This window comes from Maricaulis sp. B-26 (assembly GCF_056857855.1).
The window spans coordinates 181,535-198,427 of record NZ_JBSXNX010000020.1 but is presented as its reverse complement, the minus strand read 5'-3'; the positions used below and the strand labels follow the sequence as shown (position 1 = coordinate 198,427).

General features: G+C 64.4%; 15 protein-coding genes. 13 read left to right on the top strand and 2 right to left on the bottom strand.

The annotated features are described in order from the left end of the window. The first annotated feature begins 236 nt into the window (after positions 1 to 236). The 7 genes from AC13HB_RS07445 to AC13HB_RS07415 all read left to right on the top strand — a co-directional run bounded on the left by AC13HB_RS07445 (position 237) and on the right by AC13HB_RS07415 (position 10,043). Positions 237 to 1,703: an MFS transporter gene (locus AC13HB_RS07445; RefSeq protein ID WP_482949108.1), complete on the top strand. Its 1,467-nt coding sequence runs from the start codon at positions 237 to 239 to the stop codon at positions 1,701 to 1,703. A 30-nt stretch (positions 1,704 to 1,733) separates the two neighbouring features. Continuing rightward, positions 1,734 to 2,891: a thiolase domain-containing protein gene (locus AC13HB_RS07440; protein ID WP_482949107.1), complete on the top strand. Its 1,158-nt coding sequence runs from the start codon at positions 1,734 to 1,736 to the stop codon at positions 2,889 to 2,891. Then, the gene (locus tag AC13HB_RS07435; RefSeq protein ID WP_482949106.1) at positions 2,888 to 3,295 is read left to right on the top strand and encodes a Zn-ribbon domain-containing OB-fold protein; all 408 of its coding nucleotides are present in this window, start codon (positions 2,888 to 2,890) and stop codon (positions 3,293 to 3,295) included. Before AC13HB_RS07440 ends, AC13HB_RS07435 begins: the two co-directional genes overlap by 4 nt. A 1-nt stretch (position 3,296) precedes the next feature. Next, the gene (locus AC13HB_RS07430) at positions 3,297 to 4,505 is read left to right on the top strand and encodes an acyl-CoA dehydrogenase family protein (RefSeq protein WP_482949105.1); all 1,209 of its coding nucleotides are present in this window, start codon (positions 3,297 to 3,299) and stop codon (positions 4,503 to 4,505) included. 16 nt (positions 4,506 to 4,521) lie between these two features. After that, the gene (locus tag AC13HB_RS07425) at positions 4,522 to 5,637 is read left to right on the top strand and encodes an acyl-CoA dehydrogenase family protein (protein ID WP_482949104.1); all 1,116 of its coding nucleotides are present in this window, start codon (positions 4,522 to 4,524) and stop codon (positions 5,635 to 5,637) included. A 50-nt stretch (positions 5,638 to 5,687) separates the two neighbouring features. Further along, the gene (locus tag AC13HB_RS07420) at positions 5,688 to 6,950 is read left to right on the top strand and encodes an MFS transporter (RefSeq protein ID WP_482949103.1); all 1,263 of its coding nucleotides are present in this window, start codon (positions 5,688 to 5,690) and stop codon (positions 6,948 to 6,950) included. A gap of 150 nt (positions 6,951 to 7,100) precedes the next feature. After that, entirely contained in the window at positions 7,101 to 10,043 is a 2,943-nt protein-coding gene (locus AC13HB_RS07415) for a TonB-dependent receptor domain-containing protein (protein WP_482949102.1), read from the top strand. Positions 10,044 to 10,144: 101 nt separating this feature from the next. Here the strand turns inward: AC13HB_RS07415 and AC13HB_RS07410 are convergent, their stop codons facing one another. Further along, positions 10,145 to 11,338, bottom strand: coding sequence for a TetR/AcrR family transcriptional regulator (locus AC13HB_RS07410; RefSeq protein ID WP_482949101.1), 1,194 nt, complete (start codon positions 11,336 to 11,338; stop codon positions 10,145 to 10,147). A gap of 267 nt (positions 11,339 to 11,605) precedes the next feature. On the opposite strand from AC13HB_RS07410, the gene AC13HB_RS07405 reads away from it, so the two are divergent. The 6 genes from AC13HB_RS07405 to AC13HB_RS07380 are packed head-to-tail and all read left to right on the top strand — an operon-like array spanning position 11,606 to position 15,700. Beyond that, positions 11,606 to 12,727, top strand: a complete 1,122-nt coding sequence (locus AC13HB_RS07405; protein WP_482949100.1) for a phosphotransferase family protein — start codon at positions 11,606 to 11,608, stop codon at positions 12,725 to 12,727. A 51-nt stretch (positions 12,728 to 12,778) separates the two neighbouring features. Further along, positions 12,779 to 13,540, top strand: coding sequence for an SDR family NAD(P)-dependent oxidoreductase (locus AC13HB_RS07400; protein ID WP_482949099.1), 762 nt, complete (start codon positions 12,779 to 12,781; stop codon positions 13,538 to 13,540). Then, positions 13,537 to 13,686, top strand: a complete 150-nt coding sequence (locus AC13HB_RS07395; protein ID WP_482949098.1) for a hypothetical protein — start codon at positions 13,537 to 13,539, stop codon at positions 13,684 to 13,686. The genes AC13HB_RS07400 and AC13HB_RS07395 overlap by 4 nt, the downstream gene beginning before the upstream one ends. A 2-nt stretch (positions 13,687 to 13,688) precedes the next feature. Continuing rightward, positions 13,689 to 13,976, top strand: a complete 288-nt coding sequence (locus AC13HB_RS07390) for a DUF1330 domain-containing protein (protein WP_482949097.1) — start codon at positions 13,689 to 13,691, stop codon at positions 13,974 to 13,976. Positions 13,977 to 13,979: 3 nt separating this feature from the next. Beyond that, positions 13,980 to 14,927: an aldo/keto reductase family protein gene (locus AC13HB_RS07385; RefSeq protein WP_482949096.1), complete on the top strand. Its 948-nt coding sequence runs from the start codon at positions 13,980 to 13,982 to the stop codon at positions 14,925 to 14,927. Continuing rightward, positions 14,924 to 15,700, top strand: coding sequence for a thioesterase family protein (locus tag AC13HB_RS07380; protein ID WP_482949095.1), 777 nt, complete (start codon positions 14,924 to 14,926; stop codon positions 15,698 to 15,700). Before AC13HB_RS07385 ends, AC13HB_RS07380 begins: the two co-directional genes overlap by 4 nt. Positions 15,701 to 15,759: 59 nt before the next feature. Here AC13HB_RS07380 and AC13HB_RS07375 read toward each other — a convergent pair whose 3' ends face one another. Then, positions 15,760 to 16,890 (bottom strand): DUF3089 domain-containing protein, encoded by a 1,131-nt coding sequence (locus tag AC13HB_RS07375; RefSeq protein ID WP_482949094.1) that lies wholly within the window; start codon positions 16,888 to 16,890, stop codon positions 15,760 to 15,762. Positions 16,891 to 16,893: the final 3 nt, after the last annotated feature.

Here is a 16,893-nt window from a genome sequence, read left to right as displayed (position 1 = left end):
GTATGCTTTCTCGGGTCGTTGAAAAAGATGTGCCGGAGCATGAAGCATGGCCTTTGATTTGGAGGCGGGTCCCGAGTTCGACGCAATGCCTGGCTCGCTGGCTGTTATCGGTCGCGATGCGGCTGACCCGCTTGCGCATCCCGGATTCCACCGGTCTGCCACGCAACATTCGACACGCGATGTGCGGGGGCGCCCGATGCGAGGCGCGGTGAAAGCAAAGGGCCTGTGGAGGGCAAATGACTGACACATCATCGCCGACGGCCGCGCCGCCGCTGAAATTCCGGACCAAGTTTATCTACGGGTTCGGTTCGATGGCGTACGGCATCAAGGACGTCGCCTTCCGGGTCTTTCTTCTCTGGTATTACAATTACGTGGTCGGGGCCCCGGCGGCGCTGGTCTCCGCCGCGATCATGGTGGCGCTGGTCATCGATGCGATCTCCGACCCGGTCGTCGGCCAGATATCTGACAGTCTGCGGACGAAATGGGGGCGCCGCCATCCGCTGATGTATCTGTCGGCGATCCCGGCCTCAGTCTCCTTCCTGTTTCTCTGGTTTCCGCCGCCGGGCCTCGAGGGGGCGGGCCTCTTCATCTATCTCGTCCTGCTCGCATCTGCGGTGCGGACTTTCATCACGCTCTACGAGATCCCGAGCTCAGCGCTCGCGCCCGAGCTGGCCACCGATTACGACGAGCGGACAACGATCGCGAGCTACCGGTACTTTTTCGGCTATATCGGCGGGATCGGACTCTATTTCATCGCTCTGCGCTATCTCCTGCCCCCGACCGAAGCGCATCCCTACGGCATCACCAATCCGGACGGCTACGTCGCGTTCGGCCTGATCGGTGCGCTGATCATGATCGGCTCCGTGCTGATCTCGACCATCGGCACCCATCACCGGATCAAATACCTCCGCCAGCTTCCGGCCCCGGAGGTCCGTAACCCGCTCCAGACGCTCATGCTGATGGGCCGGACCTTCTCCCATCGCGGATTTCTCGCCATCCTCTCATTCGGCGTGCTGAAATACACCGCGATCGGGATGAGCTCCGCGCTGACGCTCTATTTCGGATCGCTCTTCTGGGAACTCGACAGCCGCCAGCTTTCCATCCTCGCCCTCGATGCGGCCCTGGCCGCGACCCTGGCGCTGATGGTCGCGCCGCGCGTGTCGAAGATTCTGGGCAAGCGGACGGCGGCCTTCGTGCTGGCGGTCACGGCCATCCTGTTCGCGATCGCGCCGTATGTGCTGCGTCTTGTGGGCAGCTTCGTGCCCAATGGCAGCCCCTGGCTGCTGCCGATCCTGTTTGTGCTGGCCGCGATCTACGCCATGTGCGGGATTTCCTCGGCGATCCTGGTCCACGCCATGATCGGCGATGTGATCGACGACAGTTCGCTGAAGACCGGGCGCAGGGCCGAGGGGCTTTTCTATGCGGCCAATTCCTTCATGCAGAAATGCTCCTCGGGGCTGGGTGTTTTCGCGGCCGGCCTGCTGCTGACGGCGGTGGGGATGCCGGAAGGCGCGCGGACCGCGGGCGTGGAGCCGGAGGTGATCCGGAATCTCGTCTTCGCCTATATCCCGACCATTATCGTGCTTTATCTCGGTGGCGCCTGCTTCCTCTATTTCTACCGGATCGACCGGGCCAGCCACGAAGCCAATCTCGCATCCATCAAGGCGCGGGAAACCGCCCAGGTCACGGAAACCACAACATGATCCGACGTCTCGTCTCACTACGGAGTCCCCATGTCCCTGCGTAATGCCGCCTATATCGCCGGCGCTTTCGAACACCCCACGCGGCTGGCGCCGGACAAGTCGACGCCTCAGCTGCATGCCGAGTGCGCGGCGGGAGCCCTGGCCGATGCCGGGCTGAGCATCGAGGATGTCGACGGCTATTTCTGTGCCACCGATGCGCCCGGCTTCGGTCCGATCTCGATGATCGACTATCTCGGCCTCAAGGTGCGCCATGCCGACAGCACCGAGATGGGCGGCTGCACCTATATCCAGCATGTCGGTCATGCCGCCCAGGCGATCGCCATGGGCAAGTGCAAGGTGGCGCTGATCACGCTGGCCGGGCGGCCGCGCTCGGAGACTGTGATGCGCTTCCGGCCCGGCGCGCCGGAGGGGCAGTTCGAGAACTTCGTCGGCCTGACCAATCACACCAGCTACGGCATGTGCGCGACGCGCCATATGCACGAATACGGCACGACGTCGGAACAGCTGGCCTGGATCAAGGTCGCGGCGTCCCATCATGCCCAGCACAATCCGAACGCCATGCTGCCGAAGGTGGTGACCGTCGAGGAGGTGCTGGAAAGCCCGATGATCGCCGATCCGCTGCACCGGCTCGATTGCTGCGTGACGACGGATGGCGGCGGGGCGCTGGTCGTGGTGGCGCCGGAAATCGCAAAATCGCTGGACCGGCCGCTGGTTGCGGTCCGGGGCGCCGGCGAGGCGACGAAAGGGCCGTCCGGCGGCAAGGGTCTGGACCTGACCGCCTCGGCTGCCGCCCGCTCGGGTCCGGCCGCCTTCGAGGAGGCCGGCGTGACGCCGGCGGACATCAAATACGCCTCGATCTATGACAGCTTCACCATCACCGTCCTGATGCAGCTGGAAGATCTGGGCTTCTGCACCAAGGGCGAGGGCGGGAAATTCGTCGCCGACGGCAATCTCATCTCCGGCACCGGCAAGCTGCCCTTCAATACGGATGGCGGCGGTTTGTGCAGCAATCACCCCATGTTCCGGGGCGGCATCACCAAGGTCATCGAAGCCGTCCGGCAGTTGCGCGGCGAGGCGCATCCGGCCGTCCAGGTCCCCGATTGCGATCTGGCGGTCGCGACCGGGATCGGCGGTTCGCTGGGGGCTCGTCACGGCGCCGCCACGGTCATTCTGGAGCGACAGTCATGAGTCAGCAGAGCGAACGCAAACTCGCCGCGCCGGAGCCGAATCCGGAGACGGCGCCTTTCTGGGAAGCGGCTGCGGACGGGCGGCTCCTCCTGCGCAGCTGCAAGAGCTGCGGGGATGCGCACTATTATCCGCGAACGATCTGCCCCTATTGCGGATCGTCCGACACGGACTGGCTGGAGGCATCCGGCAAGGGCGAGATCTACAGCGTCTCGGTCATGCGGCGCGGTGCCGGGGCGCCTTATGCCGTGGCCTGGGTCGTCCTCGATGAAGGGCCGGCCATGCTGACCAATATCACCGATTGCGATCTCGACGGCCTGGCTATCGGCCAGCGCGTCGAGCTGGTTTTCAAGCCGACGGGCGAGGACAGCCCGCCGGTCCCGATGTTCACGCGAGGAGGGCAGTGAGATGGCAACCATAGACGCACCCGCACCGGCGGACGCGCTCGAGGCGTTCCGGGAAGAGGCGGCCGCCTGGCTGGCGGCGAATTTCCCGCAATCGCTCGTCGGCAAGGAGAATGTCCTGGCGACCGTCGAGGGCGAAAGCCGGGCCTCGCCGGAGGCCATGGCCTGGAAGAAGGCCATGGGCGAGAAGGGCTGGGGTACGCCGACCTGGCCGAAAGCCTATGGCGGCGGCGGGCTCTCCTTCCAGGAAGCGCGTGTCCTGCAGGAAGAAATGGGCAAGGCCGGGGCCTGGAACCCGATCGGCGGCCTGGGCGTGATGATGCTCGGGCCGACCCTGCTGGAATTCGCGTCCGAAGAGCAGAAGAAGCGCCACATCCCGCCCATCTGCCGGGGCGAGATCCGCTGGTGCCAGGGCTATTCCGAGCCGGGGGCCGGATCGGATCTGGCCAGCCTTCAGACCAGATGCGAGGACAAGGGCGATCACTGGCTGATCAACGGTCAGAAGACCTGGACCTCGGGCGGGCAATGGGCCGACTGGTGCTTTGCGCTCGTGCGCACGGACACGACGAAGAAGCATGAAGGCATTTCCTTCATCCTGCTCGACATGAAGTCGCCGGGCGTCGAGGTGAAGCCGATCCGGATGATTTCCGGTACCTCGCCTTTCTGCGAAACCTTTTTCACGGATGTGAAGGTTCCCAAGGAAAACCTGGTCGGCGAGCTCAACAACGGCTGGACGATCGGCAAGCGCCTGCTTCAGCACGAACGGACCAATCTGTCCGGCGGCGGCCGTATGTCCCGCCAGATGGGACCCTCCCTGTCCGACCTCGCCAAGCAATATGTCGGCGTCGACGAGCAGGGCCGGATTGCGGACAGCGATCTGCGCATGCGCATCGTGCGTCACGAGATGGAAGCGAAGAGCTTCCAGGCCACGGCGCGGCGGGTGATGCTGGAATCCAAGAGCGGGAACATCTCCCTAGGCAGTTCAATCCTGAAGAATGTCGGGGCGCGGATCACCCAGGAGCGGGCGGAGCTGACGCTCGAGATCATGGGGATGGCCGGCCTCGGCTGGGAGGGTGAGGGCTTCTCGCAGGCCGAGCTCGGCGCCACGCGCGGCTGGCTCTGGGGCAAGGCCGTCTCGATCTATGGCGGCACGACCGAGATCCAGAACAATGTCATCGCCAAGCGCATCCTCGGGATGCTGGACCACCAATAGGACCGGGAGAAAGACAATGGCTGTCCTCAATGAAGAGCAGACCATGCTGCGCGACATGGCGCGCGAATGGTCCCGCAACGAGTCTCCCGTCCCGGCCTTCCGCAAGGTCCGCGATGCGGGAGACGCCATCGGCTTCGATCCGAAGGCTTTCGCCGCGATGGCGGAGATGGGCTGGACGGGAGTCGTCATTCCGGAAGAATACGGCGGATCGGACTTCGGCTATCTCAGCCTTGGTCTCGTGCTCGAGGAGACCGGCCGTACGCTGACGGCCAGCCCTCTGGCGACCTCGTCCCTGGCCGCGACGAGCGCGCTCCTGCTGGGCGGGAGCGAAGACCAGAAATCGGCCTGGCTGCCGAAGATCGCCAGCGGAGAGCTGATCGCTGCCCTCGCCGTCGACGAGGGGCCGCGTCATGACCCGGCAAAAATCGAGGCGCGAGCGGAGGTGTCCGGCGATGGCTGGGCGCTGAGCGGAACGAAAGCCTTCGTCGCCGAAGGCGATGCGGCCGGCCTCTTCATCGTGGCCGCCCGCACCGAAGCCGGGATCGGCCTCTTTCTGGTGCCGGCCGATGCGAAGGGCGTGTCGCGCGCTTCCCGGAACATGGTCGATGCGCGCAGTCATGCGGAGGTGGGCTTCGATGCGGTCGAACTGCCAGGAGACGCCCTGCTGGGCGATGCGGACGGTGCGGCCCTGCTCGACCAGGTCCTCGATCGCGCCCGTGCCGGCGCGGCCGCCGAAATGTTGGGCCTCGCTGTCCAGGCCTTCGAGGACACGCTGGAATATCTGAAAACGCGCGAGCAGTTCGGCGAAATCCTGTCCCGCTTCCAGGCGCTTCAGCACCGCATGGCCCACCAGTTCACGCAGATCGAACTGATGCGCTCGGTCGTCGAAGGCGCGCTCGAGGCCATCGATGCGGGCCGGGACGACATCGCGGAAAAGGTCGCGCTCGCCAAGGCGGTCGCCGGCGATACGGTTCACCTGGTGAGCCGCGAGATGATCCAGCTGCATGGCGGGATCGGCATGACCGACGAGCATCATGCCGGCTTCTACATCAAGCGGGCCCGCATCCTCGAGACTGCCTGGGGCAATGCGGCCTTCCACCGGGAGCGTTTCGCGCAAATGGGCGGCTATTGAGCGAGCTGTCGGATAGGCCCGAACCGGCGGTTCCGACAGCGGAACCGCCGGTGACGGAGGCTGAGGGCGAAGCGGCCTACGAGGCCTTCGTCGAGGGCAATCTGCGGCGCAATTACATCGCCAATTTCGCCCACGGCATGCTGGGCATGACCGGGTTCCGCCTGATCATGGCGCCGACCTTCGTGCCGGCCTATCTCTATCTCCTGACCGGATCGCCCTTTCTGGTCGGGCTCGGACAGGCGCTCATGCAGGTCGGTGCGATCGCCTCTCCCGTACTTGGCGCGTCCCAGATCGAGCACCGGCGGCGGGTCATGCCGGCGGCTGTGAGCATCGGCACGATGATGCGTATCCAGATGCTCGGCATCGCGCTCGGAGGCTGGTTCCTGAACGGAACGCCGCTGGTCGTGGCGACCTTCTTCTTCCTCTTCATGCTGGGCTTCTTCCTGGGGTCCCAGCGGGTGGCCTTCCAGGTGCTCATGGCCAAGGTCATCCCGATCCGCATGCGCGGCCGGCTGCAGGCCTGGCGGAACCTGGCCGGCGGCGCGATCGCTGCGGCGCTGTCCTTCTGGGCGGGCATTCACCTGATCGAGAACAATGCCCTCGGAAACGGCTATGCCACCACCTTCATGGTGGCCTTCGTGCTGACCAGTCTCGGCCTGACCGCGCTCTACATCTTCATGCGCGAGCCGGAGAGCCCGACGGTGAAGATGCGAATGCGGGTCTTCGACCGGATCCGGCAGTTCCCGGAACTGCTGAGCGATCGCGACTACCGGAATTTCCTGATCGCCCAGCTTCTGGCCACGATGGGCCGTATCGCGATCCCCTTCTGCATCATCCACGCGGGCTCCGTGATGGAGGTCGGCGGTGCGGCGATCGGCTGGTTCTCGCTGGCCTTTCTCGGGGCGGACACGGTCACCAATCTGGTCTGGGGCACGCTGGGGGACCGATACGGTTTCCGGCTCACCTTCATCGGCACGCTGGCCGTCTGGGCCGCATCCATGGTGGTGCTCATCCTCGCCACCGAGCCCTGGCAATTCTTCATCGTCTTCATCGGACTGGGCACGGCAATGTCCGGATACATGCTTTCCGTGACGACACTCGTGCTCGAGTTCGGGCATCGCGACGATATTCCGATGCGTCTCGCGCTTTCGACGACGGCCGAGACCTCGATGGCGGCCCTTGGCCCGCTACTCGGCGGTCTCATCGCGCTCTTCTTCGGACTGGTGCCGGTATTCTGGCTCGCTCTTGTGAGTCTGCTCGCCGGTCTGGCTGTCATCCTGTTCGCAGTACGCGAACCGCGCCATCTGAATTGAGCGGCTTGCCCTCTAGGGAAAGCGAATAATTCTCAATAATAGTGTCTGAAAAGCCTTCAAGTTTCTTGACTTGATTTCAGGGCATTGTTCTAATCGAAGGTGCGGTATGGAAAAATATACGAAACAGCCGCGCCAGTCTGGGAGGAGATTATGACTGTTAAGGGTTTACTGTGCGCCTCAAGCGCGCTGACTGCCCTCGCATTGACTGCGGCGGGCGGTTCCGCTGCATGGGGGCAAGACGACGATGTGATCATCGTCACCGGCTCGGTGATTCGCGGCACGCCGGAAGATGCGGCGCTGCCGGTCGACGTGCTGTCGGGCGAAGAACTCGCCCGCCTCGGCAATCCGTCGCCGGTCGAATTGATCAAGGCGCTTCCGGTGTCGAGCGGTGTCATCGGCGACACCAACCAGTTCGACAGCCGGTCGCAAGCGACCGAGGGCATGTCCTCGGTGAACCTGCGGGGTCTGAGCCCGCAGCGCACGCTTGTCCTGCTGAACAATCGCCGTCTCGTGCAGGCCGGTACGGGGGTTCCCTTCGTGGACCTCAACCTGCTGCCGCAGGCCGCGATCGGACGCATCGAGGTGCTGAAGGACGGCGCGGCCGCCATTTACGGCTCCGACGCCATCGGCGGCGTGGTGAACTTCATCACCCGGTCCGACCAGGAAGGTTTCCGCTTCAGCGGCGACTACACCTTCGTCGACGGTAGCGACGGCGACTACAATCTGAACGGCAGCTGGGGCCATCAGGGCGACAATTTCAGCGTCATGCTGGCCGCCGGCTATCAGCACCGTTCCGAGCTTCTGGCGATCGACCGCGACTTCGCGGTCCAGCCTTTCGAGAACAATCCTGAAGGTGGCTGGACGGGCGGCGGCAACCCCGCGACCTTCCTGCCGCTCGGCATCATTCCGGGCTTCGGCTTCGGACCGATCGGCGGTCTGCGCGCCGACCCGGATTGTGACGTGCTCGGGGGCTATGTCACCTCGATCAACTGGTGCCGCACGCAGTACACGAGCTTCGACGCGCTCGTCGAGGAAGAGGACCGCTACCAGCTCTGGGGCGATTTCTCCCTCGATCTGACGGACAATATCGAGTGGCGCACCACCCTTCTGCTCGGCAATGACGAGGTTCCGCACTATCGCACCTCGCCGACCTATCTGCTGACCCAGTCGCCCTCGGCCATTGTGGGCGGGTCGCCGAGCGGCTTCATCGTTCCGGCGACGAATCCGGGCTTCCAGCAGCTGGTGACGGAAAATCCGGGCGCCGTGCCGGCCGGCACGCTTGCCGTTCTGTTCCCGACCCTGCTCTTCCGGCCCACGCTTGCGGGCGGCAATCCGGCCTTCGCCGGCAATCCGGACGATCTGGGATCGGCCGTGAGCCAGCGCGAGAATGACACCTTCCGTATCTCGACGGGGCTGAGCGGCGATCTCTCGGACACGATGCAGTTCGATCTGAACGTCACCTATCACCGGTTCGAGCGTTTCTTTAACGGCTATGATTCCTTCGGCGACCGGGTGCAGCTGGCACTGCACGGTCTGGGCGGCCCGAACTGCGACTTCATCACGGGGACGCCGGGTGCCGGGGGCTGTCTCTGGCTGAACCCGTTCGGCAATGCCGTGGCGGGCAATCCGTCGACCGGCGATGTTCGTCCGGGCGGCGCGGCCGTGCCGAACGCGGTCGAGCTGTACAACTGGTTCTTCGTGGAATCGACGACCAATCTCGATACCGAGCTGCTCGCGATCGAAGGCACGATCAGCGGCGAGACCGGCTGGGAGCTGGCCGGTGGTCCGGTCCTCTTCGGTGCCGGTGCGCAATACCGCGAAAACACGTTCGAGGCCCGCTACGGTCCGAACAATAATATCGCGGTCAATCCGTGCCGTGACACGCCGGTGACCGGCAATACCACGTGTAGCCCGCAGACCGGCGCCCTGGCCTTCCTCGGCTCCAATGCCGACGTGGACGCCACGAATGACGTCTACGCCATCTTCGGCGAACTCCAGCTGCCGGTGACCGAGGACTTCAATGTCCAGCTCGCAGCACGCTTCGAGGATTATGGCGGCCAGACCGGCTCGACCTTCGACCCGAAGGTCACGGCGCGCTGGCAGCTCAACGACACCTTCGCGCTCCGGGGTTCCGTGGCGACGACCTTCCGCGGGCCGCCGGCCCAGCAGCTGGTCGATCGCAATGTGACCTCGCTGCAGGTGATCGCCTCGAGCTTCCGTCCGGTGGACGTGTTCGGCAATCCGGCGCTCGAGCCGGAATCGGCCACGAACTACTCGGTCGGTCTGCTGGTCGATACGGGCCGTTTCTCGGCCAGCGTCGACTATTTCCGCTACGAGATCGAGGACACCATCACGGTGGAGCCGCTCTCCGGCATGGTCGCCACGCTGTTCGCCGATCCGGCGAACTGTACCGACCCGGCCTTCGACGGCCTGCGCGAGCGCTTCCAGTTCAATGATGGTGGCGGGGTCCCGGGTGCGGGTACCTGTGCCGCGGCGAACATTGCGCGCGTGCGGACGGAGACCGTCAATGGCGGTGATCTGACCAGTTCGGGTATCGACTTCATCATGAACTACGAGTTCGGCGAGTTCATGGGTGGCGAGCTCAATGGCGGCATCACCGCGACCTACATGATCGGCAATGAGCTCGGCGACGAAATCGTCGAGGGCGTGGTCGTTCAGGAAGGTTTCGACGGCGTCGGTTTCATGAACTTCCAGACCACCGCCTATCCGGTGCCGGAATGGAAGGGGCGCGGCTTCTTCGAATGGAACCGTGCCAATTTCGATGCCCGCGTCACCTTCAACTACATCGACAGCTATCGGGACCAGCGTGCTCTGGCGGGTACGGGGCCGTTTGCGCCGAGTGCCTACATCCCGGGCAATCCGGTCCTGACTCAAGGTTCGACCATCGACTCGCAATTCACGACCGATGTGAACCTTCGCTATCACGTCAACGACACGACGAGCCTGTCCTTCACGGCGATCAATATCACCGATGAGGATCCGAGCTTTGCGCGTCTGGACTACAACTACGATCCCTTCACGGGTAACCCGCTGGGACGTCTGATCCGGATCGGGTTCAACAGCGAATTCTGATCGGCGGAAGTAGTGCCAAAAATTAGGGCCCCGGTCGGAAGACCGGGGCCCTTATTCTTGTGGCGTCATCCGACAGCTCCGCCTGACATGCGGTCGTGATGTCAGCCGGCGCGGAAACGGGCCGGGTCGGCGAACAGGCCATAGGCGATGGTCGAGCCGTAATAGGCGAAGGCGGTCTGCGGCGAGACGCCCTGGATCCAGTCGCGCAGGTCATAGGCCGAGTTGAGCGTACCCATGAGCATCTGGCTGGCCACCAGGGGGTCGATGGCCTTGACCGATCCTTCGGTGATGCCGTCGATCATCATGCCGGCGAAGCGGCGGGCCATGCGGTTGGACCGGTCGAGCACGTCGTCGCGCAACTCGTTCGGCAGGGCCTGAAGGGCCGTCGTCCGCAGAAGCGGGAATTCGGAAAACATCTGCACGTTCAACAGGGTCGCGATCGAGGAGCAGAGCTGTTGCCAGTGATCGCCGCCGGCGTTTGTGGCGGCTCGCTGTACCAGGGAGACGCGCCCATAGCTTCGGCGGAAGCACTCCAGTACCAGCTCGTCCTTGGCCTCGAGGTGGTGATAGAAACTGCCCTTGGTGACATTCAGTTCCGAGGCGATCTGTTCGACCGAGGCGCCGCGATAGCCGCGCTCATTGATGAGGAAGGTCGCGGCGCGTGCGAAATTGCCCGGCATGCCTTCGATGCCGACCTTCAGCTCGGCCTCGTCGATCTCCAGCAGGTCCGGATGCCAGCGCGCCTTCTCCGGCGCGATACCGTTTTCGAAGATCTCGATGAGGCGATGGGAGACGCGGTCGTAATCCCCGGTCGAATACTGCGTCAGCCAGGCCGGCAGCCAGAACATGTTCTGGACCAGGACATGGGCGCGGATCGTGGCGAGAATCTTCTCTTCTGCCGTGCGCGGGACGTCGAAAAAGGTGCGCAGCTTGCGGAAGACGGAAATATAGCGCTGCGTCAGATCGGTATTATAGGGCTCGTTCAGGGCCCGGATGTCGGACAGGATCGCGATCGGACGTTCCTCGTCCGCATTGATGCGGGCCTGCAGGGCGAAATTCTCGCGGATATAATGGGAAACGCGCGCCTGCGGCGTGGGCTTCGCGGCGGACTCGGCGACCAGCGCCTCGATCCGCTCGAGCGAACGTTCGAGGACCGCCGCGGCCAGCAATTCCTTGCGCTTGAAGTAATAGGTAATGCTGGTTGTGTTGAGATCGACGAGCTGCGCGACGTCGACGAAGGTCATCCCCCGCACGCCGTGCCTGTTGATCAGGGTCGCGGCGGCGTCGAGGATCATTTCGCGTTTCTGTTCGAAACGTCGTGTTTTTGCGCTCACAGCGCTGTTTTCGGTGCCATTCATTCCATTCGCTTAGCAGAGTTCGTCAGAATCGTCACCTGACGTCATCGCTAGACTTTCTTTCTTTGCGCCTTTGCATCATAGCAGAAGCGGTATGTATTTTCTCGGGAAAAATGGCCTTCCCGTTTTCCTGTTATATAGCTTTACGTGCGCGTCAAAATTGGGAGTCGTGCAGGTCTCCGGGTTTGCAATTCCAGAACATCAGGTATGCTCGTTTTTCCGATGTATCGCGGGCAGGGACATGCAGGTCCGGCAGACGGTTGCGGGATCGCGGGACGGGTGGAGGAAATCCGGTTGCAGGACGATATCGATCTTCAGCGCCTGGAGGCGTGGCTTGCCTCCCGGATCGAGGGGTTTTCGGGTCCCGTTTCGCTCGAGAAATTTCCCGGCGGGCAGTCCAATCCGACCTATCGTGTCGAGGCGGGCGGGCAATCCTGGGTTTTGCGCCGCAAGCCCTTCGGTCCGACCCTGCCCTCCGCGCATGCCGTGGATCGCGAATACCGCCTGATCGCCGCGCTGCATCCCACCGGATTTCCCGTCGCGCGGCCTTGTGCGCTGTGCACGGACGAGAAGGTGATCGGCTCGATCTTCTACGTCATGGAGCTCGTGAACGGTCGCAGCCTGGCCGACGGCGCGCTGCCGGACGAGACCCCGGAGGCGCGCAATGCCATGTACCGGGAACTCGTCTCGACCCTGGCCCGTCTGCACAGCCTCGATCCGGAGGCGGTTGGTCTGGGCGATTACGGCAAGCCGGGCAATTATTTCGAGCGCCAGGTGGGGCGCTGGACCAAGCAGTACCGGGCGTCGCAGACCGACGACGTGCCCGAGGTGGAAAACCTGATCGCCTTCCTCGGCGAGACCGTGCCCGAACAGACACGCACATCGATCATCCATGGCGATTACCGCATCGACAATGCGCTGTTCGAGCCGGACGGAACCCGCATTCTTGCCGTGCTGGACTGGGAATTGTCGACGCTCGGCGATCCGCTGGCCGATTTCACCTATCTCGCCATGCAATGGGCCCTGCCGTCGGGCGAGGGCGGGGCGGGATTGCTGGGCGTTGATTTCGAGGCCACGGGCATACCGCCGCTAGAAGACATGGTCGGGCTTTATTGCGAGCTGACCGGCCGGAGCGGCCTGCCGGATATGGACTGGTACTTCGCCTATAACCTCTTCCGCCTGGTCGGCATCGTCCAGGGCATCAAGAAGCGCATCATCGACGGCAATGCCTCCAGCGACCGCGCCGAGGCCACGGCGGCGCGCCTGGTGCCGCTCGCCGAAGCGGCCTGGGATTTTGCGCGCAAGGCCGGTGCTCGTCCCGTCGTCTGACCCGTACCCATAGCGCCGGTGCGGCCGGCCCAGCCATGAAGGAAAACGCCCATGTCCCTGTTCAGCCTGGAAGGCAAGACCGCGATCATCACCGGTTCGTCGCGCGGGATCGGCAAGGCGATCGCCGAGGAAATGGCCGAACAGGGCGCCAGGGTGGTAATCTCCAGTCGCAAGGGGCCAGCCTGCGAGGCGGTCGCCGACGAGATCGATGCGAAACACCCCGGCGCGGCGATCGCCATTCCCGCAAGCATCTCCGAAAAGGCCGAGCTGGAAAATCTGGTCGCAAGGACCCGAGACGCTTTCGGCCAGATCGACATCGTCGTCTGCAATGCGGCGACGAACCCCTATTACGGGCCGATCGGCGGTATCTCGGACGAGCAGTTTCGCAAGATCCTCGACAACAACATCCTGTCCAATCACTGGCTGATGCAGATGGTCCTGCCGGAAATGAAGGCGCGCAAATCCGGCGCGCTGATCGTGGTCTCCTCGATCGGCGGGCTTCGCGGGTCGCCGTCCATCGGTGCCTACAACATTTCCAAGGCGGCCGACTTCCAGCTGGCGCGCAATTACGCCGTCGAATACGGCCAGTACAATATCCGCACGAACTGTATCGCGCCGGGCCTCATCCGCACCGATTTCGCCCGTGCCCTCTGGGAAAATCCGGAGGCCGAGAAGGCTTTCAATACCAGCCACCCCATGCGCCGCATGGGGGAGCCGAAGGATCTCGCCGGCGCCGCGGTCTTCCTGGCCTCGGAGGCAGGCGGCTACGTCAACGGCCAGATGATCGTCGTCGACGGCGGATCGACGATATGAGCCGCGATCTACTCTGTCTGGCCTCCGACGCGGTCAGCCATGTCACGGGTCAGGCGCTCGCCGTCGATGGCGGCCTGTCCTCTTCCCGCCCCGTCGCGCCGGCTGCCGTGCGCGCCGTTGAAACACCCCTGAACGAGGTTCGCTAGCCATGACCGTCTATGTTATCGCCCAGCTCGAATTCACCGACGAGGCGCGTTATCGCACCTACCAGGCGGCGGCGACCAAGCTCTTCATCGAGCGCGGCATCCGCGTGCTGGCCGCCGATGAAGCGCCGGTCGTCCTGGAAGGGACATGGCCGGGCGACAAGGTCGTCGTCATGGCCTTCGAGGACGAGGCCGCAGCCCGCGATTTTCTCGAAAGCCCGGAATACCAGGCCATTTCGGAAAACCGGCGGGCCGGCGCCAGATCCGTCGCACTGATGATAAAGGGGTTCTAGATCATGAAATACCGTCAACTCGGCAGCAGCGATCTCGAAGTCTCCGAGATCTCCCTGGGGACCTGGCTGACCTTCGGGGTCGGCATCGAGCACGACAAGGCCCGGGCCAGTCTCGACCGGGCCTTCGATCTCGGCATCAATTTCATCGACACGGCCAATGTCTACGGGCGCGGTGCGGCGGAAAGCGTGCTGGGCGAGATGCTCAAGGATCGCCAGCGCGACAGCTATATCCTCGGCACCAAGGTGTTCGGCGAGATGAGCGAGACCGACAAGGGGCTCTCCCGCGTCCAGATCGAGAAACAGCTCGATGCCTCGCTGAAACGTCTCGGCACCGATTATGTCGATCTCTACCAGTGTCACCGCTATGACGCGGACACCCCGCTCGAGGAGACGATGGAGGCGCTGAGCCGGGCGGTCGAGGCGGGCAAGGTCCGCTATATCGGCTTCTCTGAATGGTCGCCGAAGAATATCGAGGACGCGCTCGCGCTGAAGGGCGTGGAGAAATTCGTCTCCAGCCAGCCGCAATACTCCATCCTCTGGCGCCGCCCGGAAAAGGCGGTGATCCCGCTTTGCGCTGCCAATGGCATCTCCCAGATCGTCTGGTCGCCGCTGGCCCAGGGTGTGCTCTCGGGCAAGTACAAGGCGGGCGAAGCACCGCCGGCGGGTACGCGCGCGACCTCGGACGAGATGAGCGGCTTTATCGGCGGCTGGCTGCGGCCGGAAGTGATCGAGGCCGTCGACCGGATGAAGCCGCTCGCCGAGGAGGCCGGCTGCTCCATGGCGCAGTTCGCGCTTGCCTGGGTATTGCGCGAGCCGAATGTGGCGTCCGCCATCGTCGGTGTGAGCCGGCCGGAGCAGCTGGAAGCCAATGCGGCCGCGTCTGGTCTCGAGATTGACCCCGCGCTATTCGCGAAGGCCGAAGCCATTGCTGCGGAGATTCCCCGACCGTGACGCTCAACGACATCCTGACCGCGGCGCAGGCGAACGAAACCGGCCTGGCGCTCGCAATTCCGCCGACCTGGATGCAGGGCCGCACGGCCTATGGCGGGCTGACGGCCGCGATCGCGCTCGATGCCGCCCTGCGCAGCGAGGACGACCTGCCGCCGCTTCGCTCCGCCCAGATCGCCTTCGTCGGTCCGGTCGCGGGCGAGGTGACGGTCGAGACCCGTCTCCTGCGCCGCGGCCGTACGGCGGCCTTCATCGAGGCGAGCGTCTATTGCGACGGCAAGCTGGGGACGCGCGGACTTTTCGTCTTCATGACCAATCTGAAGTCCGGCATCGACATGGTCGATACCCTGCCGGCCACGTCGATCGCTCTGGACGAGGCGATCCCGGTCAGGCCGCACCCCGATCCAAGCTTCTTCACCAATAATTTCGAGTTCCGCTACGCCGCCCCGAAGCAGGACGAGCCGGCGCCGGAATTCCTGCGCTGGGCGAAGCTGGGCGACCGGACCGGCCTGCATCCGGCGGTCGAGCTGATGGCGATCGGCGATGCCATGCCGCCCGCCGCGATGATGCTGGCCAAGGAGTTCGGCCCGATCAGCTCCATGACATGGATGGTCAATGTCCTGTCCGACGCACCGGCCAGTGCGGACGGCTGGTGGCTGACGCGCTCGGTCGCGGACTATGCCCGCAACGGCTCGTCCAACCAGACCATGCAGGTCTGGAATTCCTCCGGCGATCTCATCCTTTCGGGAATGCAGAGCGTCGCGATCTTCGTCTGACGGCACGAAAAAGGGCGAGCCCGGAGGCTCGCCCTTCGGTCTTTACGAAGCCGGCAGGTTCAGTGCGCAGCCGCCTGGGTCTCGACCAGATCGATAAGGTCGCCCTGGACGATCCCGACATCGATCAGGTGCAGGCCCCAATCGGCGAGAACCTGGCCGTTGGCGACGACGTCGCCGACGATCTCGTCGGTGCGCGGATCGGCCGGGTCGCCATTCACGGTCACGGCGAAATAGCTGCCATGCCCGTTATCGACGCACTGACCGGTAAGCAGGCCGGGAACGCGCACGAAGCCGGTCTCGACCGGCGCGCCGCCCTCTACCCAGGGGCCGGCATCGGCCGATGAGGTGAAGGCGGCACCGGCATTGAGATAGGCGTCCAGTTCCACCGCCTGATTGCCGGAGAGGTCCGCCGGATTGGTGCAGGCGGCCTGATGGCCCTCGGCCTCGACGCGTCCGAAGCGGGAAGTCGGCGGCGGCGGGGCGTCGGCGCGGAAGCTGACATAGCTGACCACGCAGCCGGTCTGGTCCGCCGCGCGGCAGAGCGGCACGGACTGGAAGACACCGCCGCGATCCGCGCCCTCGGGCACTTCGACATTGAAGCCGATCAGAAGGGCGGAAATCATCTGCTCCTGGACGGGCTGGCCGTCGATGCGCCGCGCGATCAGCTGGGTCAGCATACGCGTCCCCTGCGAGTGCCCGATGAGCACGAAGGGGCGCCCGTCATTGTCGTGCTCGAGATAATGTTCGAAGGCGGCGGCTACGTCGCGATAGGCCATGACGCCGTCCGCGCCCATTGTCCCTTCGCCCGTCATCATGGAGCGCAGGGCCGCCAGCGTGACCTGGCGATACATGGGCGCAAAGGGGCGGCAGACCGAATTGAAGCGGGCGAACTGGGCCGCAATGACGCGGTGCTCGGCCGGGTCGGCGACCAGATCGCTGTTCGCCGTCATGTCGGTCGAGACCGTCGGATAGACGTAGAAGCAGTCATAGCCGGGATCCTCGGCCGCGACGTGCGGTTCGACAGTCATCGTGCCGTCGGCCGCGACGACGGTCGTATCGAGATCGATCGCGCAGGCGTCTTCGCGTCCGGGCCGGCACAGCCAGTTGCTGGCCTCGTCATAGTCCGGCGCCTCATAGGCCGGCTGGGTCAGCAGAGCCGTTCCGGCCACTGCAAGTGTCGTCAAAAGCATTGC

Coding starts and splice junctions, on each gene's coding strand:
- AC13HB_RS07400 (WP_482949099.1), top strand. CDS start 12,779: ATGTCCCTGTTCAGCCTGGAAGGCAAGACCGCGATCATCACCGGTTCG.
- AC13HB_RS07390 (WP_482949097.1), top strand. CDS start 13,689: ATGACCGTCTATGTTATCGCCCAGCTCGAATTCACCGACGAGGCGCGT.
- AC13HB_RS07440 (WP_482949107.1), top strand. CDS start 1,734: ATGTCCCTGCGTAATGCCGCCTATATCGCCGGCGCTTTCGAACACCCC.
- AC13HB_RS07395 (WP_482949098.1), top strand. CDS start 13,537: ATGAGCCGCGATCTACTCTGTCTGGCCTCCGACGCGGTCAGCCATGTC.
- AC13HB_RS07430 (WP_482949105.1), top strand. CDS start 3,297: ATGGCAACCATAGACGCACCCGCACCGGCGGACGCGCTCGAGGCGTTC.
- AC13HB_RS07385 (WP_482949096.1), top strand. CDS start 13,980: ATGAAATACCGTCAACTCGGCAGCAGCGATCTCGAAGTCTCCGAGATC.
- AC13HB_RS07405 (WP_482949100.1), top strand. CDS start 11,606: ATGCTCGTTTTTCCGATGTATCGCGGGCAGGGACATGCAGGTCCGGCA.
- AC13HB_RS07415 (WP_482949102.1), top strand. CDS start 7,101: ATGACTGTTAAGGGTTTACTGTGCGCCTCAAGCGCGCTGACTGCCCTC.
- AC13HB_RS07425 (WP_482949104.1), top strand. CDS start 4,522: ATGGCTGTCCTCAATGAAGAGCAGACCATGCTGCGCGACATGGCGCGC.
- AC13HB_RS07375 (WP_482949094.1), bottom strand. CDS start 16,890: ATGCTTTTGACGACACTTGCAGTGGCCGGAACGGCTCTGCTGACCCAG.
- AC13HB_RS07445 (WP_482949108.1), top strand. CDS start 237: ATGACTGACACATCATCGCCGACGGCCGCGCCGCCGCTGAAATTCCGG.
- AC13HB_RS07410 (WP_482949101.1), bottom strand. CDS start 11,338: ATGATCCTCGACGCCGCCGCGACCCTGATCAACAGGCACGGCGTGCGG.
- AC13HB_RS07435 (WP_482949106.1), top strand. CDS start 2,888: ATGAGTCAGCAGAGCGAACGCAAACTCGCCGCGCCGGAGCCGAATCCG.